Here is a 25,241-nt window from a genome sequence, read left to right as displayed (position 1 = left end):
GTCTCGCACAATTTTACAGCGTGCAGTTGAAATCCTTAACCAAGATTCCGGGCAAAAGACAGCCGCCTACCGCGCGTTCTTCGTAGGTATTGGTGTCTACAAAGAGCTTCCGTTCTTTGGTGAGCGCAATGAGGTTTGCTCCGAACATATTGTACAGGGACTCATCCCAGCGCATATCCGCAATGGGGGCTACGACTTTTCCGTTTTCTACCCAGAGGCAGGCAAAGCGGGTCATACCCGTTACGCGGGCAGTTGCAGGATCGCTCCAGTTTAGGTAGTGGAAGTTTGAAATGTAGATACCCGTGCCCAGTTCCTTGAGCGCATCCGCTTCGGCAAGCGTACCCGCGCCGATTACCGCGGAACGGAAGCCCTCGTCTGCATCGGCTCCGTTTGCTTTTGTTCCGTACTGTTTTTCCGAGCGGGAACTTACGATGGTATGAACGAGCTTTCCTTTTTCGATAACGGTTAGTTTTTCCGGGGCGGCTTCTCCTTCGCCGTTAAACGCAGGTTCCACACCGATGGAAAAATCTTGAGTTAAATTGAAGGCTTCGGAAAACCGTTCCCGCCCTTCTTTTAATGCAAGATAGGCGCTTTCGCCCTGCTGCATTCCCCGCTCCCCGAAGCCGTTCCACGAGAAAAACTCTACGACATCCACCAAGGCATCCGCAGCAATAAAAACGCGGTATTTGCCCGGCTCGATTTTTTTCGGTTCGAGCGCAAGTACCTGTAAACTCTGCCGTGCATCCGCGATGCGCTTTTCGTATTCCGCTTGCTGCCAGTCGCGCCCCGCGTACAATCCTTTTACGGCGCGTCCGTTCTTCAGCCAAATTGAATAGTCGAATATGAATGTCCTTGTCTGGAACCAATGCCGTGAGCCCGCAGTATTGGCAGCGCCGCGGCAGATTATCCCCTGTGAAAAAAGACCGGCAAAATCCAAATCGGAAACAGGCTCAAGCAGTGTCTTTTCTATTGTACCTTGCGGGAGCAGGGTACCGTCATAAATCGTTTCGGAATCATCGTCCGCAATCGGGATAGACTGATAGGGATCTTCGGGGAGCTGCGCAATAATGCTGCGTGCATCTTCCAGCGCTGCGGCAAGGGTCTCCTTATCCTGATCGATAAGGCAGCTCAAACCTTGTACAAAACTGTAGGTTCTCTTGTTTTTATACAGGGTAACCGAGATTTCCGCCTGCCGCACAAAACCGTTTTGCCGTACCTTGGCGTGATTCATGCGCAGAAAGTAGGTATCCTCCGCGCTGTAGCTTACGGATGCCTGCTCATTGGGTAACAGTTCGTCAAAAAAGAATTCCGCAAGCGATTCAAAATGCCATTTAAAATCGGAATCCATTTCGCACATCATTTCTTGATCACAACTCATTTTCCGCCTCCAAATACTTCAACATCGCTGAATGCGCATACGGGACTTGCGTGTCCTACCCGTATCACTTGATTTGGCTCTCCCTTGCCGCAATTCGGGGTGCCGAACACTCCGAAGGTGCTTTGGTCGCCGACTGCGCAGAGGTTGTTCCAAAAGAACCGTGAAATGCCGCGGTAGTTCGGGTCGCGCACGGTTTTTGTCAGTTTGCCGTTTTCGATCAACTTAGCGTACTCGCAGCCGAATTGGAATTTATTGCGGTAGTCGTCGATTGACCATGAACGGTTGGAGAACATCAGAATGCCGTTTTCGATAGAAGAGATTATCGAATCGAAGCTGCTCGTTCCCGCTTCGAGGTTGAGGTTTGCCATCCGGTCGATGGGCGGGCGGTTCCATGAACAGGCACGCTGGTTGGCAACGCCGTGCAGCCCCGAACGTTTTTGGCTTTCCAAACTGCCGAGCGCCCGTATCAAGATGCCGCCTTTAATCAGGTATTCTTTTACCGCGGTGTTGCCGATGTCGTCGGCTCCGTAGCTTGCCAGTTCCTGCGCGATGGTCGGGTCGAAGGCGACGTTCATCAGCGGGGAGCCGTAGCGGAAGCTGCCGACATCCTCCAGCGTGATAAAGCTGCCGCCTGCAAAGTTGCGCTCGTCGCCGAGGATGCGGTCTATCTCCAGCGCATGCCCGACGCTTTCGTGAATTTGCAGCATCATCTGGTCGGGCATCAGTACGAGTGTCCGCTTTCCGGTCGGGCACGGTTCGGCGGTCAAGAGCTCAACGGCTTCCGTACCTGCTTTGCGTGCTTGCTCATGCAGCGTCTCCGGGTTGAACAGCTCCCTGCCGCCCTGATAGGTAAGCGCCGAATGTCCGTGCGCGCTCCGCTGCTGGATAATATCTCCTTCCCGCGCGACGGCATTCATGTTGATGCCGCCGAAACGGACGGTTTGCCGGATATCTGCGCCGTTGGTGGAAACCGTTTCCGTTTCGCTGATGCCGGTTTGGCAATAGGCAGCGGTTTGTATAATGCCGGAAGAAACTTTTGCCGCATCGCAGATACTGCACAAGAGATCCACCGTTTCGGCGGCGGGAATCCCGCTTAATTTTTCGCGTTTTGTGGCATAGCGTACCTGCGCGGCGGGGCGTACCGTCCGGTCAAAACGGTAGATGCCGTAAGGCTGCGCTGCCTGTGCAGCTGCAAAAGCTTGCTCCGCTGCGCGTTTGATCCCGCCGCTGCTGAGGTCGGCGGTTGCCGCATAGCCGAAGGTTCCCTTGTACAATACCTCCAGCATAACACCTTCGTCGGCGCCGCCTGCAGCTTGGTCAAATTTACCGTCTATGGCGGAAAACATCGTCAGGCGGTTGGTAACTCTCCGTAATCCGATCCACTCGGCCTGCGGGGCAGCGTCTGTTGCCTCTTTTAAAAGCCGGTGTATATTTACTTTCATAAAAAACTCCTTGCGGTGTAGTATAGCATAAATCAGTATAGCATAAAACGGCGGTAAACGTTTATCCGAGGTATTGACTTTCTTTTAAAATTATGGAATACTCGTTCAGTCTTGCTAAGACATTGACGGGCCATTAGCTCAGCTGGTAGAGCAACAGACTCTTAATCTGTGGGTCGCAGGTTCGAAGCCTGCATGGCTCAAGATGAATAGGAGTTAAGTATCCTAAAGGCTAGGACTTGACATTCCTAAAAATCATCGGTATATTGTTTCGACTCACTTTGTGAGCGAGAGTGGTGGAATTGGCAGACACGCCAGACTTAGGATCTGGTGCCTCGGCATGAGGGTTCAAGTCCCTCCTCTCGCAGGATTCCACAACAGTATATACCGAGCGATACAATTTTTGCGGGAATAGCTCAGTGGTAGAGCGCCACCTTGCCAAGGTGGATGTCGCGGGTTCAATCCCCGTTTCCCGCTCTTACAGAAGCGATTCGGTACAACCGAATCGCTTTTTTTTTAACCGGATGTTGCCGGTGAAAGAGAAATAACGTTCTCTTGCAAGGAACTTTTTTAGGATCATAAGGATAAGCCAATGAATTTTACGAAAGAATTTACCCCCATCGAAAAGTCTCGGATGAAACTTTCGATTACCGTTAAGCAGGATGAGGTGCAAAACCGATATGCGCTTTTAACGAAAAAATATGCGAAACAGCTTCAAATACCGGGCTTTCGTAAAGGCAAAGTGCCGGTAAAAATCCTTGAACAGAAATTCGGCGATACGCTACGTGCCGAAACGTATGACGAAGTAATTCAAAACGTATTGGAAGAAGTATTTGAATCTGCGGATAAATATTCGCGTCCGCTGCCGTATTCGCAGCCTGAACTTGACGGTACACCCGATTTCAAGCTGGATGCCGACATGGCGTTTGCGGTTATGTACGACGTACTGCCCAAAGTGGAACTGTCCAAGGTGGAGGGCTTTACGGTATCGGTGCCCGAAGTGTCCGTTATCGACGGCGATATCGAAAAGGAATTGGCATTGATACAGGAGCGGAATGCGCTTGTAATCGATTGCGCCGATACCGACACCGTACAGAATGATAATATCGTAACGATTAACTATGTACAGCTTGATGATTCCGATGCGGAAATCGAAACTTCTAAACGGAATGATTTTGTGTTTACCGTCGGCAAGGGGCAGTTCCACTACGGTGTGGACGATGAGCTCATCGGTATGAAGAAGGGCGAAGAGAAGGTTATTGTCAAGACATATCCTGCCGAACATATCGACAAACAGCTTGCCGGAAAGACAATTAAGTTAAGGGTTACCGTAACGGCTTTGAAGCGCAAAGAGCTTCCCGCTATCGACGATGATTTGGCACAGGATGTAAGCGAAAAATATAAAACGCTTGCGGATTTAAAAGCCGACATATCGAAAAATCTTACCCGTCAGGTAGCAGATGTGCTGGAGCGGAAAAAGACCGACGAGCTGCTTAAACAGATGGCGGAAGCAAATCCTATCGAATTGCCCGAATCCATGGTTAAGGCGGAACTCGAAGGCCGGTGGGCTATGTTGGCGCAGCGGTTGGGAATGTCGCCGGAAAGCTTGGAAAAATTAACGATTGATATCAACGGTAAGTTATCTAAAGCTTCTGCGATGACCGAATGGCGGACTGAGGCGGAGTTACGGCTTAAAACCCGCATCATTGTCGAAAAATTGCTGGAAGACCGGGGTATAACCGCTTCTCCGGAAGATGTTGAAGCGGAATATGCTTCGATAGCCGAACGTACCGGGGCATCGGCGGAAGATGTTAAAAAACATTATGACGGGAATCCCCGCGACAAAGAATATTTGATCGACGATATTAAAGAGAAAAAACTCTATGCGCAGCTTTTTGAAAAATCGACGGTAAAATCGGGAGAAAAGCTGACGGTAGAACAATTGCTTGGAGAGGGAGTCGCCGATGTCGGAACAGATGCATAGCCTTGTTCCCTATGTTATTGAACAGACGGGAAACGGGGAGCGCAGCTACGATATTTTTTCACGCCTGCTAAAAGACCGTATTATCTTTGTTGACGGCGAAATAACGGACGCAACCGCCGATCTGGTTGTTGCGCAGCTGCTGTTTTTGGAATCTCAGAATCCCGATAAAGATATCAGTCTGTATATTAACAGCCCCGGCGGTTCGGTAACGGCAGGGCTTGCCGTTTACGATACAATGCAGCATATTCATCCTAATGTGCAAACCATCTGTCTGGGGCAGGCTGCGAGTATGGCTGCCGTCCTTTTGGCAGGGGGAAGCAAAGGAAAACGCTTTGCACTGCCTTCATCCCGCGTGATGATTCATCAGCCGTGGGGCGGCGCGCAGGGGCAAGCGAGCGATATTACAATACAGGCACGGGAGATACTCCGTTTAAAAAAACTGATTATCCAATACTGTGCCCACCACACCGGTAAAACGGAAAGCGCGGTCGCCGAAGACATGGAGCGGGATTTCTTTATGTCTGCGCAGGAGGCTTGCGAATACGGCATCGTCGATATGGTTATGGATAGGAGAAAAAATGCCTAAATTAAGAAGCGATCCTTCTTTGGTTTGTTCTTTTTGCGGTAAGCGGGAAGATGCAGGCCGCAAAATTGTCCCCGGATCGGGAGTTGCCATCTGCGATCACTGTATCCAACTTTGCAAGGAGTACTTGACCGCTTATAAAATGGCTATGCCCTTGCAGCTTTCAGGGGATATTCCTACTCCGATGGAATTAAAAGCCTATCTTGACGAATATGTTATCGGGCAAGAGAAGGCCAAACGGGTGTTGTCGGTTGCCGTTTATAACCACTACAAGCGGATTATGCATCCGCCGGCCGACCGGAATGCCGTTGTTATTGAAAAATCAAATGTTTTATTGATAGGGCCGACAGGGTCGGGAAAAACGTTGCTGGCGCGGACGCTTGCACAAAAGATGAAGGTTCCGTTTGCCATTGCAGATGCAACAACCTTAACCGAAGCAGGGTATGTCGGTGAGGATGTCGAAAATATCCTTTTAAAACTTATCCAAAACGCCGACGGTGATATTGCCCGTGCGGAACGCGGTATTATTTTTATTGATGAAATCGATAAGATTGCACGGAAAAGCGAAAACGTGTCGATTACCCGTGATGTTTCCGGCGAAGGGGTTCAGCAGGCACTGTTGAAAATCGTTGAAGGAACCGTCGCTTCGGTGCCTCCGCAAGGCGGACGCAAGCATCCTAATCAGGATATGCTTAAAATCGATACGTCCAATATTCTGTTTATCTGCGGCGGTGCCTTTGTCGGACTTGACACGATTATTCAAACGCGTGTTGCGGAGAATCCGATGGGATTCGGTGCGGATGTACGGTCTGCAAAAGAAAAGAATTTGCAGGAACTGTACGATAAACTTATCCCCGACGATCTGGTAAAGTTCGGCATTATTCCCGAGTTAATCGGGCGTTTACCGATTAGCGTTCCGCTTAGCGATTTAAAACTTGCAGATCTGCGCCGTATTCTTGTCGAACCCAAGAATGCCATTATCAAGCAGTTCCAAGAATCGTTTAAGCTTGATAATGTTAAGCTCACTTTTGATGACGCTGCCCTTGACGCTATTTCTCAGCAAGCGCTGGATCAAAATACCGGTGCACGCGGTCTTCGTTCCATTGTAGAAAGGCTGATGCTTGATGCGATGTTTGAAGCTCCGTCGATGAAGGGGCAAAAAGAGCTGCATATCACCAAAAAAGTGATTGAAGAAACCGAAAAGCCGACGTTAAAACTGATTTCGGAAAAAACCGCATAAATTTTTTGCCCCTCGTTTTGTTCGGTTTATCCGTTATTCGACTTGTCCGTTGGATAGAAACAGAGCTGGGGTATGCGGTGAAAGATGCACGGAAAGCCTCTAAGAACCGGAGTTTTTAGAGGCTTTTTCATTATTTTGCCGTTTGATTAGTTACGGTATTGTACGCAGATGAGGGCGCCCAGCACCATCAGGTGGGCGGAAAGCTGCTGCAGATAGGTTAATAAACCGTGTACACCGTGTATGCCGCTGTTAAATGTTCCGATAAAGTCAACCAAAACAATGTTGATAATCCACAAGACGGTAAAAATAATCAGAATCACATTGAGAATCTGCGGAGAGAATGTAAACAAACCCATCAGCAAGAAAAAACCGGCGATGAGCTCGCAGACTGCAATCGTAATGATGATTATAGTGCTTACGGTTGAACTTTTTATCAATTGGGTGAGAAATGTAACGACCGGATTTAAATTACCGGCACTGGATTGCATCAGCCCCGTTACGCCGCTGACCAATAAGAAAAAAACAAGTGCAATTTGCAATATGGTGATACCCATACTTCGTCTCATAAAAACCTCCAAATGAGGCTGTTAAAAAAGCAACCGACTTTTGAAACATCCCCAAATATCTTCTGTTAATATCGGCGGATATCGGCAGATTTTTACATTATTGGTTCACTTAAATACAACTTAAATGCATCGAAAGAAAACCTCTTGTCTGAATATGCCTCGACGTTTATACTTGCCGATATGTACGTGCAACACTATGCAAAATCAATTCTTCAATGTCTTGTATCGATAGAGCCGATAGCGGTTCGCGGCGCCGATGTTACGGTGCATTCGCTTTCGTATGATTCCCGTGAAGTGCGAGAGGGAGCCGCTTTTTTTGCCTTGCCCGGTGTACATACCGACGGTTCAAAGTTTATCGATGCGGCTGTTGCGAAGGGCGCCGTTACGGTTATCCATGAAAAGCCTCTCCCGGCATATCAGGCTCATACTTGCTACGTGCAAGTACCGGACGTCCGAGCTGCGATGGCCGCAGCCGCAGCCGCTTTTTTTGACGAACCTTCTCAAGATCTGATAACAATCGGCGTAACCGGTACGGAAGGGAAAACCAGCACCGTCGACTTTATCTGGCAGCTGCTGCGGCTTGCCGGAAAAAAAGCGGGGTTTTCTTCGACCGTGTCTTTTTCGCTTGGGGATGAACCGGTTGCCAATCCTGCACATCAGACAACGCCCGAATCGATTACGGTGCAGGAGCGGCTTGCCCGTATGCGGGATAATGGCTGCGAATACGCCGTGGTGGAAGCTTCTTCTCACGGGCTTTCTCCCCGAACGGCGCGCTTGCTGCATGTCCGGTTCGATGCGGGAATATTTATGAATGTTACGCAGGAACATTTGGAATTTCACGGCACTTTTGAACAGTACCGCTACGATAAAGCGAACTTATTCCGCGCATTGGACACTCATGCTCATAAGAAAAAAAACGGTACGGTTGCGCCGTTCGGCATAGTTAATCTTGAAGATCCCTCCGCCGACTATTTTGCACAGGCGACAAAGCAGCCGGTGTTCGGCTTTTCGTTACGGAAGAGCGCCGTCGATGCGGCTGCCCCATTCCCGAACTTTGCAGGCGGCTTATATGCCGATGGCGTGCAGGAAGGGGAAAACGGTTTAACCTTTACAATCCGTGCGGCACTTGACGGTATGCAGAAATCGTTTGAAGCCGCCGTTCCGGTAGCCGGTTTTTTTAATGTGTACAATATCCTCGCCGCTCTTATCGCCGTCCATAATCTCACGGGACTGCCGCTCGATGAGCTTGTGCCGCTATTGAAGCGGCTTGTGCCGGTAAAGGGCAGAATGTGCCGCGTCGAGGCGGGGCAGGATTTTGAAGTAATTATCGACTATGCACATACGCCGTCGTCGTTTCAGCTGATTATGCCGCCTGTCCGTGAGCGTATTAAGGCAAAAGGCGGCCGCGTGATTGCGGTGTTTGGTTCGGGCGGAGAACGCGATACCGTCAAGCGGCCGGAGCAGGGGAGAATTGCTGCAGAATACTGCGATATTATCATCCTCACCGACGAAGACCCCCGCGGCGAAGACCCCGTTGAACTTTTGGAGATGATCGCCGCAGGATGCCCCGATAAAAAACGCGGGGAGGAACTGTTTATTATTCCGGACAGGCCTACGGCGATCCGCAAGGCATTCTCCCTTGCGCAGGCAAATGACGCGGTATTGTTGCTGGGAAAAGGACACGAAAATTCGATTATCGGAAAGGACGGCGCCGTGCCGTACAATGAGTACACCGAAGCGCAAAACGCTCTACGGGAAATGAAGCCACTTGGTAAGATGTATCAAAAATGATATCTGTCAAAAAGCTTTGTCGAGCTGCAATGAATGGGAAATGTCGTAGATAAATCCGTTACGTTCGCAATATGCTTTTATTTCTTTTTCCAGTTTTTTATTTGCTCCGTATTCGAGTAAATAGACGGTGAGTCCATACGTTTTACATTGAGCCAGATATTCCATAAAATATGCTCTGTCTTCTGCCGGTTTTGCTCCAAACGTGTTAGTCTTAAAATGTATTTCGGTAAATACGCTTTCCTGATTGACTCCGGTTACTATCCCGCTGATAGCGTTTTGCTTAATCGCTTCCGTGATAAACGTGTCTCCGCCGTTTATGATGATAGGTTTATGCTCTTGATGTATTTCCCGTAAAATAGACATAAGTCCTTGATATATTGCAGGCGTTTGATACTGATAATAAACATCGGCATTATCAAGGAAAAAACCGTCTATGCCTTTTTGCAATAAAAGCTGCGCTTTGTTTTTTATTCTTTTTTGCCACCGTTTATCCGCGACGTTTACCCATTTTTCTTCATCCCAATTTTCATAGTCTCCTAAAGTGATCTCTTCAAATTCTTTATAATCATCGCGGAATGTTTCGATAGAGCCGATATTTAAATAAGAAAGTATATTTGTGTTTCCGTTTGCATGGAGGTGCGCTATTTCCTCCTCAGAGAAAAACTCCGCATCGATTACCAGTGTTTTAATTTCTTTAAGCTGCATCACTTTTTTATGATCCATGCCTATCAGCACTTTGTAGTCTTGCTTCTTTTCTGCGGATATACCGTTTATCACAATAATTATAAAAAAAATGAGTGCCATGTAAAGGTCTTTTACGTTTCGCATGAATCGCTCCTTATTTCTTTGCTGTATACACTACGGCGTAATCCGCTGTATGGCTTTCGGTAAAGCTGTAATCCGAATAAGAGGCAACGGATTGGAAGCCTGCTTGTTCAAACAAAGCTAACAGTGTTTTGCGCTGTAATGGATGTAATACGGTAAAGTCCGAACCTACGGTATTGTGCTGCTTGTCGATAAACTCTATGGTAAACTTGATATTCCCGTCCGGTAAAAAATCATAGCGCCGCTTAAAAATGAAGGCGTCCGTTTCTTTATCTTTAAAGTCCATTTTTTTCTCAGCAAGGATGCGGTCGTAATTGAGGACTTCAACAATAAAAACACCGTGCTCTTGTAAAGACTGATACACAGCGCTGAAAAAATGGCGGAGTGCCGTTTGATCAGGTAGATGCGGGAGTGTATTGCCGAAACACAGTACACCGTTACAGGTACCGAATTGCAGAATATCGGCGATGTCTGCTTGATGGAATGTGAGTTCTCCGGAGGTGCGGATGCCGAATGTATGGGAAGCTTTTTGTTCGGCAATTCCGATCATCTTTGCATTCAAATCAAGTCCGCATACGCTATACCCCTGTTGCCGTAATCCAATTGCAAGATCGCCGGTTGCACAGCCTGCATCGCAGAGTCTGCCCGGCAAGGGACAAAGGTACCGGATAAAATCGAGTTTTTCAGTTTCAAGCGGAAAGAGTTCGCTGTACCGTTCGGCAATTAAATCGTATATGTTCATTTTCTATTAACCAACGCTTTAATTATAGTATACTATATAACCGTAATGTGCTATGGGAGACCTCTATGATCACAATAATGAAGCTGGTTTATAACTCTATTTACACTTGTATCAATACGCGATAACCAACAAGAACAGCGCTGCTGTAGAAAGTTAAGCGGCAACGCTGTGTCCCCACAGGTAATAATACACGCCGATATTCCACAGTCCGTGTACTGCAGCAACAAGGGTGATGCTGAATGCCGGATGAAACACCCGCGTGAGCTTTAGATAAGCATAGCGGAATACGATGCCGGATCCTGCGGCAAAGAGCATGGAAGGAAGTCCAAGGTAACGGTGCGCCAGCGTGAAGAGTAAAAGAGCGGGAAATTCGGTGAAGAAAAAAGCAAAAAAAGCGCCGGCATGAGAATTTTCCGGCAGTAGCGGTTTAATATAATCGCTATAGATGCGGTGCAGCCGGCTGGGGGTATAGAGCCGGTATAACACTTCTTCATAGGCGGCTGCGGATATCGTGCCCAAGCAAAAGATACTGTGCGCATAAAGACCTATCGGCTTCGGCGGAAGGGTAAACGGGACTGCCGAAAAGAGCGGCGGAAGTAACAACAGAACAAATACCGCCGTGCATTCGATAAGGAGGAATGTATCTTTTTTATGAAAGCAATCCCGTTCCATTCCGCTATCTTACCGTGTTTTTTCTCTAAAATGCAACACGGCAAAAAATACAAAGTTTGAAAATATCAGCTGAAAATGTTAGCTTGACAAACGGAGATTCTTTCGCGTAAGGTACATCGCATTATACGGTGGAATACCGGTATTTTGCACATTGAGGAGAGATACATGAAAAAAGTTTTTATTACCGGTGTGTCCGGAACGATGGGGTCCGAAGCGTTAAAGCAAATAGCGCAGACGGGAAATTTCCGCTGCAGGATTCTGTTACGGCCTAAAAAGCCGAACATAAAATTGGCAAAAAAGCTTCAAAAAAACGAAAATATTGAAGTTCTATTCGGCGATATACAAAATTACGGCGATTGCCTCGCCGGTGTAAAAGATGTTGACTATGTGCTTCACTGTGCTGCGATTATTCCCCCCGCAGCCGATCATCATCATGATGAAGCATTCCGCACTAATTGGCAGGGAACGCAAAATCTGCTCCATGCTGTTGTAGAGAGCGGGCAAATCGAAAAGACCAAATTCGTTTACATCGGTACTGTTGCGGAATACGGCAATAGAACATTTAAACATCCGTGGGGAAGAGTAGGCGACCCGCTTATGCCGAGCGCATTCGACATGTATGCGGCAAGCAAGGTAAAGGCCGAACGCGCGGTGATTGAATCTCCTTTATGCTGGGTTTCGCTCCGTCAAAGCGGCATTTTATATGACGACGTACTCTTCAATAACATGAATGACGGACTTATGTTCCATACGTGCTGGAATACCCCGATAGAGTGGGCAACTGCGCGTACGTCGGGGCTGCTGTTAAAAAATCTTGTTGAAAAAGATACAAACGGAACACTCGGCGCAGAGTTTTGGAAAAAAGTCTACAATATCGGCAACGGAAAGGCCGCACGGGTTACCGGCTTTGAAACACTTGACCGTGGATTTAAAATGATGGGACGGAGCGCCGTTGAAATTTTCCGGCCTGAATGGAATGCAAGCCGCAATTTTCATTGTATGTGGTTTGCCGATTCTCACATATTAAATAAATATCTTGATTTTCAGCATGAAGGTTTTGAGGAGTTTTTTTCCAAGCTAGAAAAAAAATTATGGTATTTTAAATTGGGTAAGCCGTTTCCCCGTCTCGTTAAGCGATTCGCAATTATGCCGCTGTTGCGCACAAACAATGCCCCGGTCTTTTGGGTAACGCACAATCTTAAAAAAAGAGTAGATGCGTTTTTCGGCTCGCTCGAAGCGTATCAGGCAATTTCGCGCAGCTGGGAAAACTTTCCTTTATTGTGCAGAAACCAAAATCCTGAAACCGGTACATTTTTGGATTACGAAGCATTGAAAGACGAAGCATCGCTTGCAGCAAACGCGGTACTTTTGAATCACGGCTATGATGAAACGAAACGGACGGCAGAGCTTGATATTGGAGATATGCAGCAGGCGGCAGCCTTCCGAGGTGGTGAGTGCATCAACAAAACGATGACCCGCGGCGATATGTACAGCCCGCTGCAATGGCAGTGCCATAACGGTCATCGGTTTGCAGCAAGTCCCTACTTAGTGCTTAAAACAGGGCATTGGTGTCCCGAATGCTGCAGCACACCGCCGTGGAATTTCGGCAAACTCGCGCAGCATATTCCGTTTTATGCACAACTATGGTATGACGACCACACAACCGATGAAACGGAATCGTATTCCGCGGAGGATGCACGGGATATAGCTGTATACGAAAAACGCCGCAACTAAATCTAAGGGGTTTCAGATGTCCCCCTTAATACAAAAAGGGGATAATCCGCTTAGGTTTATAGCGGGCAACTTCGTCGGGAAAGTCTTGTGCATATTTTTTATACAGTGCGTGAGAGCGCGGTACTAAATTGCAGGCTGTCCAAAATAAAAACAAGAAACCGGCGGATGACCACGTGAGAACGGCAAAACCGAACCATTCCAGCAATTCACCGAAGTAATTCGCGCTGGTAACGTAGCGGTACACCCCCTTACACGGATAGTAATGCTTACTGTCTCCATTTGCTCTCAGCGAACGGATATAGGAATCGGATTGTATATTGATAAACATACCGGCACAAAAGAAGACCGCGCCGAGGATAAAACGAGGATCGGTAAGCCAGTGCCGGCTATACATCTCCGCAGGAGAAAAATAAAAAATCCACAAACCGATTAGAAAGGCGTTAACCGTATTAAAAACCATACCCATCGCTACTATTGTAAGCGGCATTTTGCTGTGGCCCTTAATCAGCATCGGGAAAATCAGCGTGCGCTGAATATAGTGTGCAAGGAAAAATGACACAAGCACTATCCGCACCGGTTTGTGCGCATAGTCAAGCGTGAACAGTAATGAGAGCATAACGATAAGGGTAGGACACTCCATCAGCATCCACGCCGCCTTATTGTTAAAGCTGAATCCCCATTTTTTATCGATCAGCTTGCCGTACCCCGCAGGGATAAAATACAAGGCAAAAAAACACACCAAACCTAAAACGAGCATCACAACTTCGACGGTACAATATATAAAATACGACATGCGCAATAGTATCGCCTCTTTTAGCCTTTTCATCAAGCGGTGGTAATAGGATGAATTTTTTCGCTTGACTTTCTAGGGGGGGGGGGATAATATAGAAGAAAGTTTATGTATAACAGACACTTATGAGGATCTGTTACAAGGAGGATTTTCGATGAGAAAACATAGATTGTTTTCACTCGGTGTGCTTGCCGCATTTTTTGCTGCAAGTATCTTTATAACGGCATGCGGCGGACTGAATGATCCGCAAAAACCGCAGAATCCAGCTAATCAGGACAATACAAAGCCTGCAGCGCAGCAGATGGTCGCGGCCGATGTATTTCCAAAAGCTCCTGATGGAACCACGTATTCGGGCTATAAAATTACATGGACTGATGCGCAGGGGAAGGAGCAGACAAAAACGGTTACCGTGGACGATATAAAAAATGGTATCGTACTGACCGGCGGTGTAAAAGAAGGCACAAAGCCGAAAGTAACTCCGTTAGTAAAAAATGCCGACGGTACCGAAACGGAAAAACCTGATGCAACACAGGAAGTAAATCCATCCTCCAGTACTGACTGGAAGCTCTATATCAAAGCAGGTATTGATGAACTGAGCAGGGAAAAACCGGATTATGATGCCGCACTCGCATGGTTTAAAGATGCCTATAACGCCGAACAAAACAACACCACCAAGGCGTATTACGCAGTGGTACAGCTGGCAACCATCAGCATAAAACCGGAGACCGTCGATTTTATGCAGAACAAAATGGGCTTTGCAACCTATCCGAAAAAGCTCAATGCCTTGGTAAACCTCGACTGGTTTAAGGACGAAACTAGATCACAGACTAGGACAGAGAATGGTACTATTAGCATTTCTGTTTCTACGTTTTCGAAGAGTTCCTCTTTTGCTTACAAGCGTGTAAAAGGGCATATTGCAGATACGCCAGACGCTACCAAGGTAAGTATTCCGGTAAATGGGAACCTCGCTCGCTTTGAAATGGGAACGGTCGGACCATTAGCGGGAAAATGGAGTGAGCTCGGCTATAACGCATTGTTAAAGAAAATTATCGATACACCGCTCAAAGACCGGAAACGCTGGTATTCTCGCGATGATTCACCGGATAGCGGGAAATATCTGATCGTTGATGCTTTTGATGACGGAGGAACGTATCTTGTTGGTCATAGTGATGTCGACAAGATGCAGGGGTTCGATGGTACGCAAGGATATTTTTTGGAGGATTGGAATAACTCTATCACTTATGACTATCAGTATGAAGAAGTTTCCACTTGGCATGTGCAATATCCGGAACTAAAGCCCGCAGCAGACTGGTATAAAGAACTTAATCCGCTCTTGCAAATTCCTGCGTATATTATTGAACACAGCGACAGTACAAATGTTGATCAGCTCATCGATGAACTGTATGGTATTCTGTTCGGTAAAGAATTTACCAATGCGTCTACTGTTTTAAACAGCCTTGATGCAACTAAGTCGGTTACCATCAACAAGCAGCTCATCAAACGATTGGGTATGAGCGGCGAGGATCGTATATTCCCGGAAGATACTGATGTTGAACTGCAAAAAGAGCAGCTTTTAGGGCTTATCGGCAGTATGACCGTTGCCAAAGGAGCTTTTGAGCTTGTGCAGTCCTACTCATTCAATACCGACCTTAACATCCTCAAGTGGAACTGGGAAAAAGAAGATGAAATCTTAAAGAACCTTGGCAGCTATAACCAAAAGCAGGACCCCTTTAATAACGGCTTTCTGAAAGGTAGAAGTCAGCAAAAAATTGTTAATGCAAAGGATGATATCGTAAAAGGCGCTGACTTGCTGTTGGCTGCATACAAGAGCTTGACCGATTCGGAAACCCTTCCGGCTAAAGCAAAAGAAGAACTTATAAAGAATACAGCCTTTATACAGGCAATGGTAAAAGAAATCCGGGATGCAGTAGCAGAAGGACGCAAAGCGAATATCTTAATTGGAGAAAACAATCCGCTTGCTAAACCGCCCGTATACCCTGAACCACTGCCGGGAGAGTCTCACCCAGCACCAGTCTACCTGACTACGTTTGAAATCGATATGGGCAAGGTCTTTACCTATGAATACTTCAAACTGTCCAATCTCTTTGAAATGGATGGTTCAAAACCGAAGATTTATGATGCAAACGGCAGCGTCCCGTATATGAATCTTACGCTCAAAAGATTTATGGATGATTTTGTAACGGTAAAATTTAATAACAATAGCGAGATTTTTGTAGATTTCGGGATTCCGCTTAACAATGATGCCGGAAAGAAAATTATAAACTTCTACAAATAACACCGCCAAAACGGGACAATGAAAAAAGTTTTTTGCATAGCGCTGCTTATTATTCCGCTTGTGTGTACCGCTTATGCGGAACCTCAAGCGGAGGGAGGCGGCGCTCCTGCACTTGAATATCCTGCGCTTGAATACAGTAATAGTGCAGGAATTGTTATCAAAACGCAGCAGGGCAGCGGAGCCTTTTCGTGGAATCGGTTGGCTGCATCGCTCCCTTTTCGGTATGGCTGCGTTGCCGTAACCGGAGGGAGCGCTACGCTGCTTTCAGGTTTTTCCGGCGCCAGTGCAGAATCGCTGTTTCGGCACGGCAGCGCAGCGGTGGAAGCCGGAACAGAAGAGACTGTATGCGCTGTTGGACTTCGAGCAGGGCTGACGGAATGGGAGCTGAACCGGCTGCGCATCCGCCTCCCCAATACCGAATTGCGGGAGGAGCATCTTGTACATCGGTTCTATAGCGCAGGCGTTTCTTGCATGTTACCCGCTTACCGTATCCGCTATGACGGAGACTGGTATTGGGGACAGGCCGCAATCGGACTGCATGATCTCAACTTCTTAATTGCCCAGCCATCTGTGGAGGCGATAGCTTCAATCCATCGGTTTAAACTAAGCCAATGGTACGAAGGCCTCATAATGGCGTTCAGGCTGCAAGGCGTACTAACTAATAAGACCGGAGAATCGATTGCATCAGGCGCCGCACGAGTATTTGCATTTCAAAATACCATCTATGTCCCGATTGCTGCGCATTCGGCGCTCTCTCTTTTCGCATCATATATCTATTTTTCGGGGACTTTTTCTATTCGGCTTACTGCGGCAAATCAAGGGTATTTTCTGTTCCCTTATCGCTTTTACAATCGCGATATAAGCATCAGCGGCTCCGTACTGGGATTCGGCGGCAGTTACCGCTATACGGCGGAGAGGTTCCGCTTCTATAGCGCCGTACAATTTTATTCAATTGTCGATGATAGCGGTAGCGATGTGTTGCATTCAAAAGAGAAAAAAACATTTCTGTTTAAGGGAAAAGAAGAAAAAAGCAGCACTCCGCTGCCGACCCTTACGGGGACATCTCTGCTGTTGTTGTACTTTTCTATTGGCTTTGCCGTTACACCGAACGTTGAGCTTTCCGCCGGAAGAATAATTCCGGTTCCGATTCTGCCGCCGGCTCTTGCAAAACAGTCGGAGTGGATTACGGGAAAGGGGATGCTTTCTGCACTGATTATCGACCCGCTTTTAACGGGACTTTCCATACGGCTTACGGTACGGTTGTAAGATGGGTATAAATTTATGATATCACAATGCGACGAGTAGATGCGCGGCATATTTCAAGAGCCCCTTTCCGTAAGCCTTTTGAAATAGCCTGTTGAACAGTGTACGTCCGTGTACACTGTTCAACGACAAGTTTTTCTCACGAAAAACTTGCTTTTGTTCAATTCCACGGACATCCATGTCCGTTCTGAATTTACGAGGCGCGAGAAAAAATTAACCGCAGGCGTACTTGTTGTACGTCGAGGACTGTTTTCAGTAGCGGCATGGATGCCGCTCGTGCTACACAGAAGCGATGTTTCGTGCCCAGCACGAAACTCGCAGCCAAAAGTGTACACGGATGTACACTTTTGGCGCAGATGCGCCGTATATTTGCAAAGGTCGCCTTTTGAAATAGACGGTGCAGATACGAGGCGCGAGCACAAATTAACCGCAGGCGTATCTTTGATACGTTGAGGATTAATTTGTGCGCAGCAACGAAGTAGATGCACCGTTTATTTCAAAAGGAGCGTTTACCAGCTTTCTTGTCGAATAACATAATCTCTAAAAGAATGCGCTGCCAGCTCTTCTTTTACTTTTTCAAGATCATTAGGCTTAATGCCCGGGAGCACAACCCGTACCGTTTTCTCAGTCCGTTCGTACGCGGGGTCAAACCCTGCTTTTCTCAGTTGCACAACAAGCCGCAGTGCATTCTCTTCCCGTACAAAAGCACCCAGCTGAATTCTCCACAGCACGCCGGAGCTGCCTTGAGCGTAAACCGGAGTCGGAGCTTGTGCCTTTTTGGCAGGAGCCGGTTTTTCAGTGTCTTTTTTGGTATCGGTATTTTCCGCTTGGCTGCCTTCAGATGCTGTTTGCGCTTGTGGCGTATCAAGTTGTGCTGTTTCTGATGCAGGCGCCGCTTCCGTGTCGGACGTTTTAGCCGGTACATCGGAAGCCTCTTCCTCTTGAGTGGGTACTACTTCCGGCTGTGTATTGGAAACGCCCGGCGCTTCTGTTTGTGCGTTTTCTGCCGGTTCATTACTGTAAACGTCGTTTGTTGCTACGAGCGCGGCATGGTCAAGCGAATCTACCTTTTTAATCGAGACGCGCGTTACCCCGCGGCTGATCATTCCCAGCGATTCGGCTGCTGCTTTTGATAAATCTATTTCGCGGTTTGCAACGAAGGGGCCGCGGTCGTTTACACGTACCACCACCTTCTTTCCGTTCTCAAGATTGGTTACTTCAAGAAAAGTGCCGAATGGTAGTGTTTTATGAGCTGCCGTGTAAGCATTCATGTCGAAAATTTCGCCGCTTGATGTCGGCCGGCCGTTAAAAGCCTCTCCGTAATAAGATGCGTAAGTTTCTGCTGTGAGTAATTCTTCCGCTCCGAGGGGCAATAAGAACAACGCCCCAAGCAGAGCCGTTAGAACATGGTATTTTTTCATAAGATCCTCCCATAGCTTCATACACACAATATCGGAAAAGAAGAAAAAAAATTAAGCGTAAATTAAGGAAGAAGATGTGTTTAAAAAGGAAGACGTGTTTAGAAAGGCGGTAGGAAATAGAACAATCTGCCGGAGACGAGACTTGAACTCGTACGACCGTTTCCAGTCAAGGGATTTTAAGTCCCTGGTGTCTACCAATTCCACCACTCCGGCAAAGATGATATACTATACTGGAAATCATAGAGGTGGTCAAGATTGTTCACGGACTCTCATTGTCATTTACGCCATATTTCACAAAAGACGGCGCATTTTCCGCTTATACTGAAAGCAATGCAGGAAGAAAAATATCCTTTTATAATGGATATCGGTACCGATGTCGGAGATTTTATGCCGCGGTATAAGGCCGTTGCCGATGCATGGGGTGCAGCCGGAAACGTACCCGATTTTATCCATTTTTCTGCGGGACTGTGGCCGGGACGTGCCGCTATCGAACATCGGGCGGAGGCGATGCGGATGCTCGAAACCGATATTCAGGCTATCCTAAAAAGCGGGCAGTCCTATTCGGCAGTCGGGGAATGCGGTATCGATCGGTATTGGAACCATGCCGGAGCTGCCGGTACGGGAACCGGAGACCTTGCCGGAGAAGAGCGGCTCTTTCTGGAACAGCTTGCGCTTGCCGAACGGTATGGTTTGGCCGTTATCATTCATTCCCGTGACGGCTTTGAGCCGACGCTCCGTTGCATCGACGAAGTAGGTTGGCATCGAGGGGTTATCCACTGTTTCTCATACGGAAAAAAAGAAGCGGAGGCCTTTTTGGAACGTGGCTGGTACCTTTCATTTCCGGCTACCATTACCTACGCCGACAATGCGGAAACAGCATCCGAAATAGCGGAGCTGGTACGCATGGTGCCCGACGATCGGCTGTTGTTGGAGACTGATGCCCCCTATCTTGCCCCTCAGCCGGTTAGGCGCGAAGTAAACACCCCGTTAAATATTCCGTATACCTACCGGGCGGCAAGCGAATACCGGCACTGCTCGATTGAACACTTATGCTCAACCGTGTACCGGAATTGCTGTAGGCTTTTCTCCGTGCTGCATAGCCAACGCTTTTGAAAATAGACGGTGTAGATACAAGGAGCTAGCCGAAAATAAAGCGGAGGCATGGATGCCGCTCGTATTAAGCAGAATCAAGTTTGACAATGGTCAAACTTGTGTTCAGCGAAGTACACGGACGTACTTCGCTGAACGAGCGACCCAGTAGATGCACCGTTTATTTTCAAAAGGACAGTTGACAGGTTCGATGGCTTTTTTTACTATATTAAGATATGAATAAACACATTACAGCAGATGAACTACGTTCCAAGTATATTGCATTTTTTAAGAGTAAAAACCATACGGAAATTTCCGGTAAGTCGGTAATTCCCGAAAACGATCCCACCGTCTTATTTACCACCGCAGGTATGCATCCGCTTGTTCCCTATCTGATGGGGGAGCCGCACCCTGCCGGAACCCGTTTAACGGACTATCAAAAGTGTATCCGCACCGGAGATATCGATGCGGTAGGCGACGCTTCCCATCTCACCTTTTTTGAAATGCTGGGAAACTGGTCTCTCGGAGATTACTTTAAAAAAGAAGCGATTGGGTACAGCTTTGAATTTTTAACGAGCCCCCAATACCTCGATATTCCGATCGATCTTCTTTCGGTAACTGTTTTTGCAGGCGATGACAAAGTTCCGCGCGACACCGAATCGGCGGAGATTTGGGAAAAGCTCGGTATTCCGAAAGAAAGAATTCACTTTTTACCCCGCGAAGATAACTGGTGGGGCCCGGCGGGAGAAACCGGCCCTTGCGGTCCCGATACCGAAATGTTCATCGACACGGGAAAGCCTGCCTGCGGCCATGAATGTCGCCCGGGCTGCAGCTGCGGTAAGTATGTCGAAATATGGAACGACGTATTTATGCAGTACCGCAAGGAACAGGACGGCTCCTATCACACGCTGGAGCGGCACTGCGTCGATACCGGTATGGGGATTGAACGCACGGTTGCCATGCTGCAAGGAAAAAAGTCCGTCTACGAAACGGAGATTTTTACGCCGCTTATCGCCGCAATCGAAAAAATAACCGGCTATCAATATGGAAGCGATGCAGAGAAAGACGTATCCGTCCGCATCATCTGTGACCACATCCGTGCGGCAACCGTTATTTTAGGCGACCCGAAAGCGGTAGTACCGTCGAACGTCGGTGCAGGGTATGTGCTCCGCCGTATTATCAGACGGGCTGTCCGCCACGGAAGAAAACTCGGTATCGAAGGTACGTTCTTAGCAATCCCTGCAAAGGTTGTCATTGAACAATACAAGGGTGCGTATCCGGAATTAAAGGATAAAGAAGTTACTATCACCGCCGAACTCGAAGCCGAAGAAAAGCGCTTCCTCGAAACTCTCAAAAAAGGTGAAGCCGAATATGAAAAAATGAAGCCGAACCTGTTAAAAAATCCCAAAAAGATTATTCCCGGGCGGCTTGCGTTTAAACTTTACGATACCTATGGCTTTCCCATCGAACTTACCGAAGAGCTTGCGCGGGAATCGGGCTTAACCGTTGATAGAGCTGAATTTGAGGAAGCCTTTAAAAAGCATCAGGAGCTCTCCCGCGCCGGCAGCGAGCAGATTTTTAAGGGCGGCTTGGCGGATCACTCCGAACAAACAACCGCATACCACACTGCAACGCACCTTTTGCACAAGGCGCTGCGGATGGTACTCGGCGATCATGTTGAACAAAAAGGGTCGAATATTACGGCGGAGCGGCTTCGCTTCGACTTTTCGCATCCGCAGCCTATGACAGCCGAAGAAAAAGCGGAAGTTGAACGTATTGTCAACGAGCAGATTCAAGCTGATTTACCGGTTACCATGGAAATAATGCCGCTTGAAGAAGCAAAACGAGCCGGCGCGATGGCGCTTTTCGGTGAAAAATACGAAGATACCGTCAAAGTATACTCCATCGGGAATTTTTCCAAAGAGGTATGCGGAGGTCCACACGTAGAACACACCGGCGTATTGGGTAAGTTCGTAATTCAAAAAGAACAATCGTCATCGGCGGGTATCAGACGTATCCGTGCGGTACTTATAAAATAGGCACAGAGCATGCCTGTCAGTAACTTACCGGCTTCCTGTTTGTTTAACAATATCAAAGTCTGAAGAGGATATGATGAGAAAAAACGTAATTACATTGCTTATTGCATTAAGTTTGTCTATAGGGGCATTTGCCCAAACCAACCTGCAGCCTATCGCAGAAGTAAAACTCACTGGTAGGGCGCCGATTACGCTCGGCCAGCTTAAAACCCGCGTTTCCGCCTTGGAAAAGGAAATCGGACGTAAGATGACCTTTGCAGAGCGGCAGCAGACACTGGACGGCCTTATTAATGAGCGTTTAATCGTACAGGCTGCCGAAAAAGACGGAATAAAGATCATGGATTCGGAGGTAAACAATTACTTCAACGAATACGTATCCAGCCAACTGGGGCAGCAAATATCCGAAGCGGATTTTGCCAAGCTGATTAAAGAAAAAACCAATATGTCGCTTGACGAATATATGAAAGCGCAAAACGGTATGACGCTTGCTGAATTTAAAAGCTTTTTACGGACACAGCTGACCGCGCAAGCGTATGTGATGCAGAAAAAACAAAAAGAGCTTCAATCTATCCCAAGCCCGACCGACGAACAAATCCGTTCATATTATGAGGTGAATAAGCAGTCCTTCGTACAGCCCGACACGGTACAGCTCTTCTTGGTGGTAGCTCCGAAAGGAGACAAGCCGAGTGCTGCCGAAAAAACTATTAAAGACATTCAAAAGAAACTGACGGCAAACCCTAAAGATACTGCCGATATCCGTACTAAATCACAGGAAAAAAATTTTACTTATCAGGCAGGAGAAATTTTCGTCAGTAAAACTTCCTTGGCAGCAGAACAGCTCGGTATTCCGATGGACGAGCTCCTCAAAATTTTTAACATGAAAGTAGGGGAAGTTTCGCCGATAACTGAAACAGCCGTTAATTATCAATGCTTTGTCGTTATAGAAAAGAAAGATGCAAAAATACTCGGATTAAGCGATGTCGTAGAACCGGGTGGAAATGTCAGTCTTTATGAGTATATAAAAAAGATGGTGATTATGCAGCGCCAAAACGAAGCGCTCAACGATGCGCTGGTTTCGGTTACCAACGAGCTCCGTAAACCTGAAAATTTTGTCGTATTTAAAACCGGCGCGGAACTTGAAAAAACGCTTTCATGGTAAAAATTAAAAATGGCAATCGGAAGACGACGCGGAAGGATTCTCGCATTTCAAGCGCTTTATGCTTGGGATGCAGGATCACTTTTGCCTGATGATTTATTGCCCTTTCCATGGGTTGAGCGTACCGGTAAAGAGTTGCATGACGAGGATTTTTTATTTTCGCAGCTTCTTTTTTTAGGAGCTGTTGAACATATCGATGAGATTGACGGGCTTATCGCTAAAAATTTGGAAAATTGGGATTTTAACCGGCTTAAATTAGTTGATAAGGCTATACTCCGGTTAGGTACCTATTCACTGCTCTTTCAGCAAGATACCGATCCAAGAATTGTAATTAACGAAGCGGTTACCATCGCTCGTATTTATGGTACCGATGATTCTTTTAAGTTTGTAAACGCAGTACTTGACAGCATCAAACGAGAGTGTTTAGACTGCTTACATGAAAAGGACAAAAACTAAGCTCTTTCTTATAGCAAGCTTTTTGCTCTGCATTCTTATAGCGGCATGTTCAAAAGCGGATAAGAATGAGCTTTTTCAACAAAAACTGAATTCAATCGACAGCACTATTGAAGATGGCAACACGCAAAAAGCACTGAAAAGTCTCAGCGCACTGCGTAAAAAAGCTCGGTTCCCTGTTCAGTATTTAAGCATTGCAAAACGGGAACTGCAGCTGCATAGTCCTGTTCAAGCCCTGCAATCCATGCAGACAGGTTTAAAAAAACACCCCGATGACCCGATGCTCAAGGCAGCACTCACCCATACGTTGTTACAGGAAGATCGGATAGAAGACGCTGCAGCCATTGCGGAAGCACTGTTGGGTACTTCTTATGCCGGTATCGGGACGGAAGCGCTTATTCAAGCGGATAAAATAAAGCAAACATACCGGACACCCGTGCCGTTTTGGCAGGAGGGATTTAGACTGACCGGTGAACATATTTTCTTGGAGAATGCCGCCGCAATGCTTGCTCATCAAGGGGAAATTGCACAGGCTGCCGCGCTCCGTTCCCGCATTGCCAAAGATGAAGCGCTCCGTTCCCCCTATTTTTGGTCGTGTTTGGCTTATGATATGGGAAATTTTCAGCCGGTGCTGGACGATTTGGTCTACTCCCTCGCGTATGCCGATATGGCAGGGCTCCCCGAACATAATCCCAAAGCGTTTGAATACGCCCGCCGCCACCTTTTGCTTGCTGCGGATGCAAGCGCGGGGCTTGGCGATATGGATCAGGCTCGCGGTTTTTGGCAAATGTATGTCGACCGTTATGCGGACTCTTCAAGTGAAGTTTTTTATAATTTAGCGATGACTGCTCCTACCCAAGAAGAAAAAGCCGAAATTCTTATCGATTGTATTTCGCAAAATCCGGGATATTATCCCGCTGTTGCACAGTATGTCCGCGCCTGCTCCGCTATAGAGGCGGCGCATAGTCAAAAGAATCCTTTAGACGAATATCTGCAAAGCAAGGATTTTTACTCGTTAGAGATGGAAAAAAGCCTGTTTGTTTCTTCTGCGTTTACCCTTTCCGCCGAAGAGGTTCTTGAAAGTGCAATGAATGCCGATAAAGACGATATACGGTTCGAGCTGGAAGAATTCCGGTACCGCTATGTTCAGCCGAAAAATTATACGCGGGGAAACGGAGAAATGTGGAAAATTTTGGAAGCGCATCCTCATAATCCGCTGGTAAAGGCGTATGCACGATGGTATTTCGCTTCTTCCGGCGATTTTAATGCCTGTTTTGGAATCGACAAAGCGGATAATCACTATGAAGACGCGTTTTATGACGGTATCCGGCGTGCCGTACAGGGATATTCGACCGCAGCGTTAAAAAATTTTGCCGAGGCGGAAGCCGAGAGCCGATACAGGATTCCCTCAGCGGTTGATCAGGCTTATATCTATGATGCCCGCAATGAACCCGATATGGCAATTAAGTTTTTTTCCCGCGCTGCGGAGCTTGTGCCCGATAAACGGACTAAAAGCAAGATGCTTTACGAATCGGCACGGATATACGCGGAACGTAACGGTATCGCGGAGGCAATCGCGCTGCTGAATCAATCGCTGAAACTGGATTCCGAAAATCATCGCGCCAATGTGCTGAGGCAAAAGTTGATTGCCGACGGCAGCGTTAATCGGAATGCCGGTTTAGATACGTTCTTACGAATCGAGATGAATCCCGACACAAATACCGGCATGGAGGCGGGGCAAAACAGTACGGCTATCAATCCGCGGTAGTGTAAGTAGTAACGT

20 protein-coding genes and 4 tRNA genes are annotated in these 25,241 nt (G+C 47.4%); 15 read left to right on the top strand and 9 right to left on the bottom strand.

Features of this window, described 5'->3' with window-relative positions; translation table 11 throughout:
* Positions 1 to 13: 13 nt before the first annotated feature.
* Entirely contained in the window at positions 14 to 1,378 is a 1,365-nt protein-coding gene (locus HMPREF1222_RS06100; RefSeq protein ID WP_016518655.1) for a TldD/PmbA family protein, read from the bottom strand.
* Positions 1,375 to 2,820, bottom strand: a complete 1,446-nt coding sequence (locus tag HMPREF1222_RS06095; protein WP_016518654.1) for a TldD/PmbA family protein — start codon at positions 2,818 to 2,820, stop codon at positions 1,375 to 1,377. Before HMPREF1222_RS06095 ends, HMPREF1222_RS06100 begins: the two co-directional genes overlap by 4 nt.
* A gap of 127 nt (positions 2,821 to 2,947) precedes the next feature.
* Between HMPREF1222_RS06095 and HMPREF1222_RS06090 the strand changes: the two genes are divergently transcribed.
* The 6 genes from HMPREF1222_RS06090 (at position 2,948) to clpX (ending at position 6,624) form a co-directional block, all read left to right on the top strand.
* Positions 2,948 to 3,020: transfer RNA gene (locus HMPREF1222_RS06090), tRNA-Lys, on the top strand.
* 84 nt (positions 3,021 to 3,104) lie between these two features.
* A tRNA-Leu gene (locus tag HMPREF1222_RS06085) sits at positions 3,105 to 3,184 on the top strand.
* Positions 3,185 to 3,222: 38 nt separating this feature from the next.
* Positions 3,223 to 3,294, top strand: a tRNA-Gly gene (locus HMPREF1222_RS06080).
* 115 nt (positions 3,295 to 3,409) lie between these two features.
* Positions 3,410 to 4,801: a trigger factor gene (gene tig, locus HMPREF1222_RS06075; protein WP_016518653.1), complete on the top strand. Its 1,392-nt coding sequence runs from the start codon at positions 3,410 to 3,412 to the stop codon at positions 4,799 to 4,801.
* Complete coding sequence (gene clpP / locus HMPREF1222_RS06070; protein ID WP_006187805.1) at positions 4,782 to 5,387, top strand: ATP-dependent Clp endopeptidase proteolytic subunit ClpP; 606 nt, start codon at positions 4,782 to 4,784, stop codon at positions 5,385 to 5,387. The genes tig and clpP overlap by 20 nt, the downstream gene beginning before the upstream one ends.
* A complete protein-coding gene (clpX, locus tag HMPREF1222_RS06065; protein WP_016518652.1) occupies positions 5,380 to 6,624 on the top strand; it encodes an ATP-dependent Clp protease ATP-binding subunit ClpX in 1,245 nt (414 codons plus the stop codon). Before clpP ends, clpX begins: the two co-directional genes overlap by 8 nt.
* Positions 6,625 to 6,770: 146 nt before the next feature.
* On the opposite strand, the gene HMPREF1222_RS06060 is transcribed toward clpX, so the two are convergent.
* Positions 6,771 to 7,190, bottom strand: coding sequence for a hypothetical protein (locus HMPREF1222_RS06060; protein WP_016518651.1), 420 nt, complete (start codon positions 7,188 to 7,190; stop codon positions 6,771 to 6,773).
* A 180-nt stretch (positions 7,191 to 7,370) separates the two neighbouring features.
* On the opposite strand from HMPREF1222_RS06060, the gene HMPREF1222_RS06055 reads away from it, so the two are divergent.
* Entirely contained in the window at positions 7,371 to 8,981 is a 1,611-nt protein-coding gene (locus HMPREF1222_RS06055; protein WP_016518650.1) for a UDP-N-acetylmuramoyl-L-alanyl-D-glutamate--2,6-diaminopimelate ligase, read from the top strand.
* A gap of 6 nt (positions 8,982 to 8,987) precedes the next feature.
* Here HMPREF1222_RS06055 and HMPREF1222_RS06050 read toward each other — a convergent pair whose 3' ends face one another.
* The 3 genes from HMPREF1222_RS06050 to HMPREF1222_RS06040 form a co-directional block, all read right to left on the bottom strand.
* Positions 8,988 to 9,809 carry a glycoside hydrolase family 191 protein gene (locus tag HMPREF1222_RS06050; protein WP_016518649.1) on the bottom strand — a complete coding sequence of 274 codons (822 nt, stop codon included), beginning with the start codon at positions 9,807 to 9,809 and terminating at the stop codon, positions 8,988 to 8,990.
* Between the two features lie 10 nt (positions 9,810 to 9,819).
* Positions 9,820 to 10,548, bottom strand: a complete 729-nt coding sequence (locus HMPREF1222_RS06045) for a class I SAM-dependent methyltransferase (protein WP_016518648.1) — start codon at positions 10,546 to 10,548, stop codon at positions 9,820 to 9,822.
* A 153-nt stretch (positions 10,549 to 10,701) separates the two neighbouring features.
* Positions 10,702 to 11,220, bottom strand: a complete 519-nt coding sequence (locus tag HMPREF1222_RS06040) for a CPBP family glutamic-type intramembrane protease (protein ID WP_016518647.1) — start codon at positions 11,218 to 11,220, stop codon at positions 10,702 to 10,704.
* A gap of 165 nt (positions 11,221 to 11,385) precedes the next feature.
* Here HMPREF1222_RS06040 and HMPREF1222_RS06035 point away from each other — a divergent pair, with 165 nt between their 5' ends.
* A complete protein-coding gene (locus HMPREF1222_RS06035) occupies positions 11,386 to 12,954 on the top strand; it encodes an NAD-dependent epimerase/dehydratase family protein (RefSeq protein WP_016518646.1) in 1,569 nt (522 codons plus the stop codon).
* Positions 12,955 to 12,979: 25 nt separating this feature from the next.
* On the opposite strand, the gene HMPREF1222_RS06030 is transcribed toward HMPREF1222_RS06035, so the two are convergent.
* The gene (locus tag HMPREF1222_RS06030; protein ID WP_016518645.1) at positions 12,980 to 13,747 is read right to left on the bottom strand and encodes a DUF1295 domain-containing protein; all 768 of its coding nucleotides are present in this window, start codon (positions 13,745 to 13,747) and stop codon (positions 12,980 to 12,982) included.
* A gap of 151 nt (positions 13,748 to 13,898) precedes the next feature.
* Here HMPREF1222_RS06030 and HMPREF1222_RS06025 point away from each other — a divergent pair, with 151 nt between their 5' ends.
* Together HMPREF1222_RS06025 and HMPREF1222_RS06020 are read left to right on the top strand one after the other, a co-directional pair.
* On the top strand, positions 13,899 to 16,040 hold the full coding sequence (locus HMPREF1222_RS06025) for a hypothetical protein (RefSeq protein WP_016518644.1): 2,142 nt from the start codon (positions 13,899 to 13,901) through the stop codon (positions 16,038 to 16,040).
* A gap of 18 nt (positions 16,041 to 16,058) precedes the next feature.
* Complete coding sequence (locus HMPREF1222_RS06020; protein ID WP_016518643.1) at positions 16,059 to 17,306, top strand: hypothetical protein; 1,248 nt, start codon at positions 16,059 to 16,061, stop codon at positions 17,304 to 17,306.
* A 506-nt stretch (positions 17,307 to 17,812) separates the two neighbouring features.
* On the opposite strand, the gene HMPREF1222_RS06015 is transcribed toward HMPREF1222_RS06020, so the two are convergent.
* Together HMPREF1222_RS06015 and HMPREF1222_RS06010 are read right to left on the bottom strand one after the other, a co-directional pair.
* Positions 17,813 to 18,724: a septal ring lytic transglycosylase RlpA family protein gene (locus HMPREF1222_RS06015; RefSeq protein WP_016518642.1), complete on the bottom strand. Its 912-nt coding sequence runs from the start codon at positions 18,722 to 18,724 to the stop codon at positions 17,813 to 17,815.
* Between the two features lie 127 nt (positions 18,725 to 18,851).
* A tRNA-Leu gene (locus HMPREF1222_RS06010) sits at positions 18,852 to 18,937 on the bottom strand.
* A 42-nt stretch (positions 18,938 to 18,979) separates the two neighbouring features.
* Here HMPREF1222_RS06010 and HMPREF1222_RS06005 point away from each other — a divergent pair.
* The 5 genes from HMPREF1222_RS06005 to HMPREF1222_RS05985 all read left to right on the top strand — a co-directional run bounded on the left by HMPREF1222_RS06005 (position 18,980) and on the right by HMPREF1222_RS05985 (position 25,226).
* Positions 18,980 to 19,837, top strand: a complete 858-nt coding sequence (locus HMPREF1222_RS06005) for a TatD family hydrolase (protein ID WP_016518641.1) — start codon at positions 18,980 to 18,982, stop codon at positions 19,835 to 19,837.
* A gap of 212 nt (positions 19,838 to 20,049) precedes the next feature.
* Entirely contained in the window at positions 20,050 to 21,852 is a 1,803-nt protein-coding gene (locus HMPREF1222_RS06000; protein WP_016518640.1) for an alanine--tRNA ligase, read from the top strand.
* Between the two features lie 73 nt (positions 21,853 to 21,925).
* The gene (locus HMPREF1222_RS05995) at positions 21,926 to 23,008 is read left to right on the top strand and encodes an MOSP complex formation periplasmic protein, TDE1658 family (protein ID WP_016518639.1); all 1,083 of its coding nucleotides are present in this window, start codon (positions 21,926 to 21,928) and stop codon (positions 23,006 to 23,008) included.
* 9 nt (positions 23,009 to 23,017) lie between these two features.
* Positions 23,018 to 23,461, top strand: coding sequence for a transcription antitermination factor NusB (nusB, locus tag HMPREF1222_RS05990; RefSeq protein WP_016518638.1), 444 nt, complete (start codon positions 23,018 to 23,020; stop codon positions 23,459 to 23,461).
* Positions 23,442 to 25,226, top strand: coding sequence for a tetratricopeptide repeat protein (locus tag HMPREF1222_RS05985; RefSeq protein WP_016518637.1), 1,785 nt, complete (start codon positions 23,442 to 23,444; stop codon positions 25,224 to 25,226). The genes nusB and HMPREF1222_RS05985 overlap by 20 nt, the downstream gene beginning before the upstream one ends.
* Positions 25,227 to 25,241 lie beyond the last annotated feature (15 nt).

Source organism: Treponema vincentii F0403 (assembly GCF_000412995.1).
GTDB lineage: Bacteria > Spirochaetota > Spirochaetia > Treponematales > Treponemataceae > Treponema > Treponema vincentii.
The sequence above is the reverse complement of the archived record's forward strand: the minus strand, read 5'-3'. Positions and strand labels throughout refer to the sequence as shown.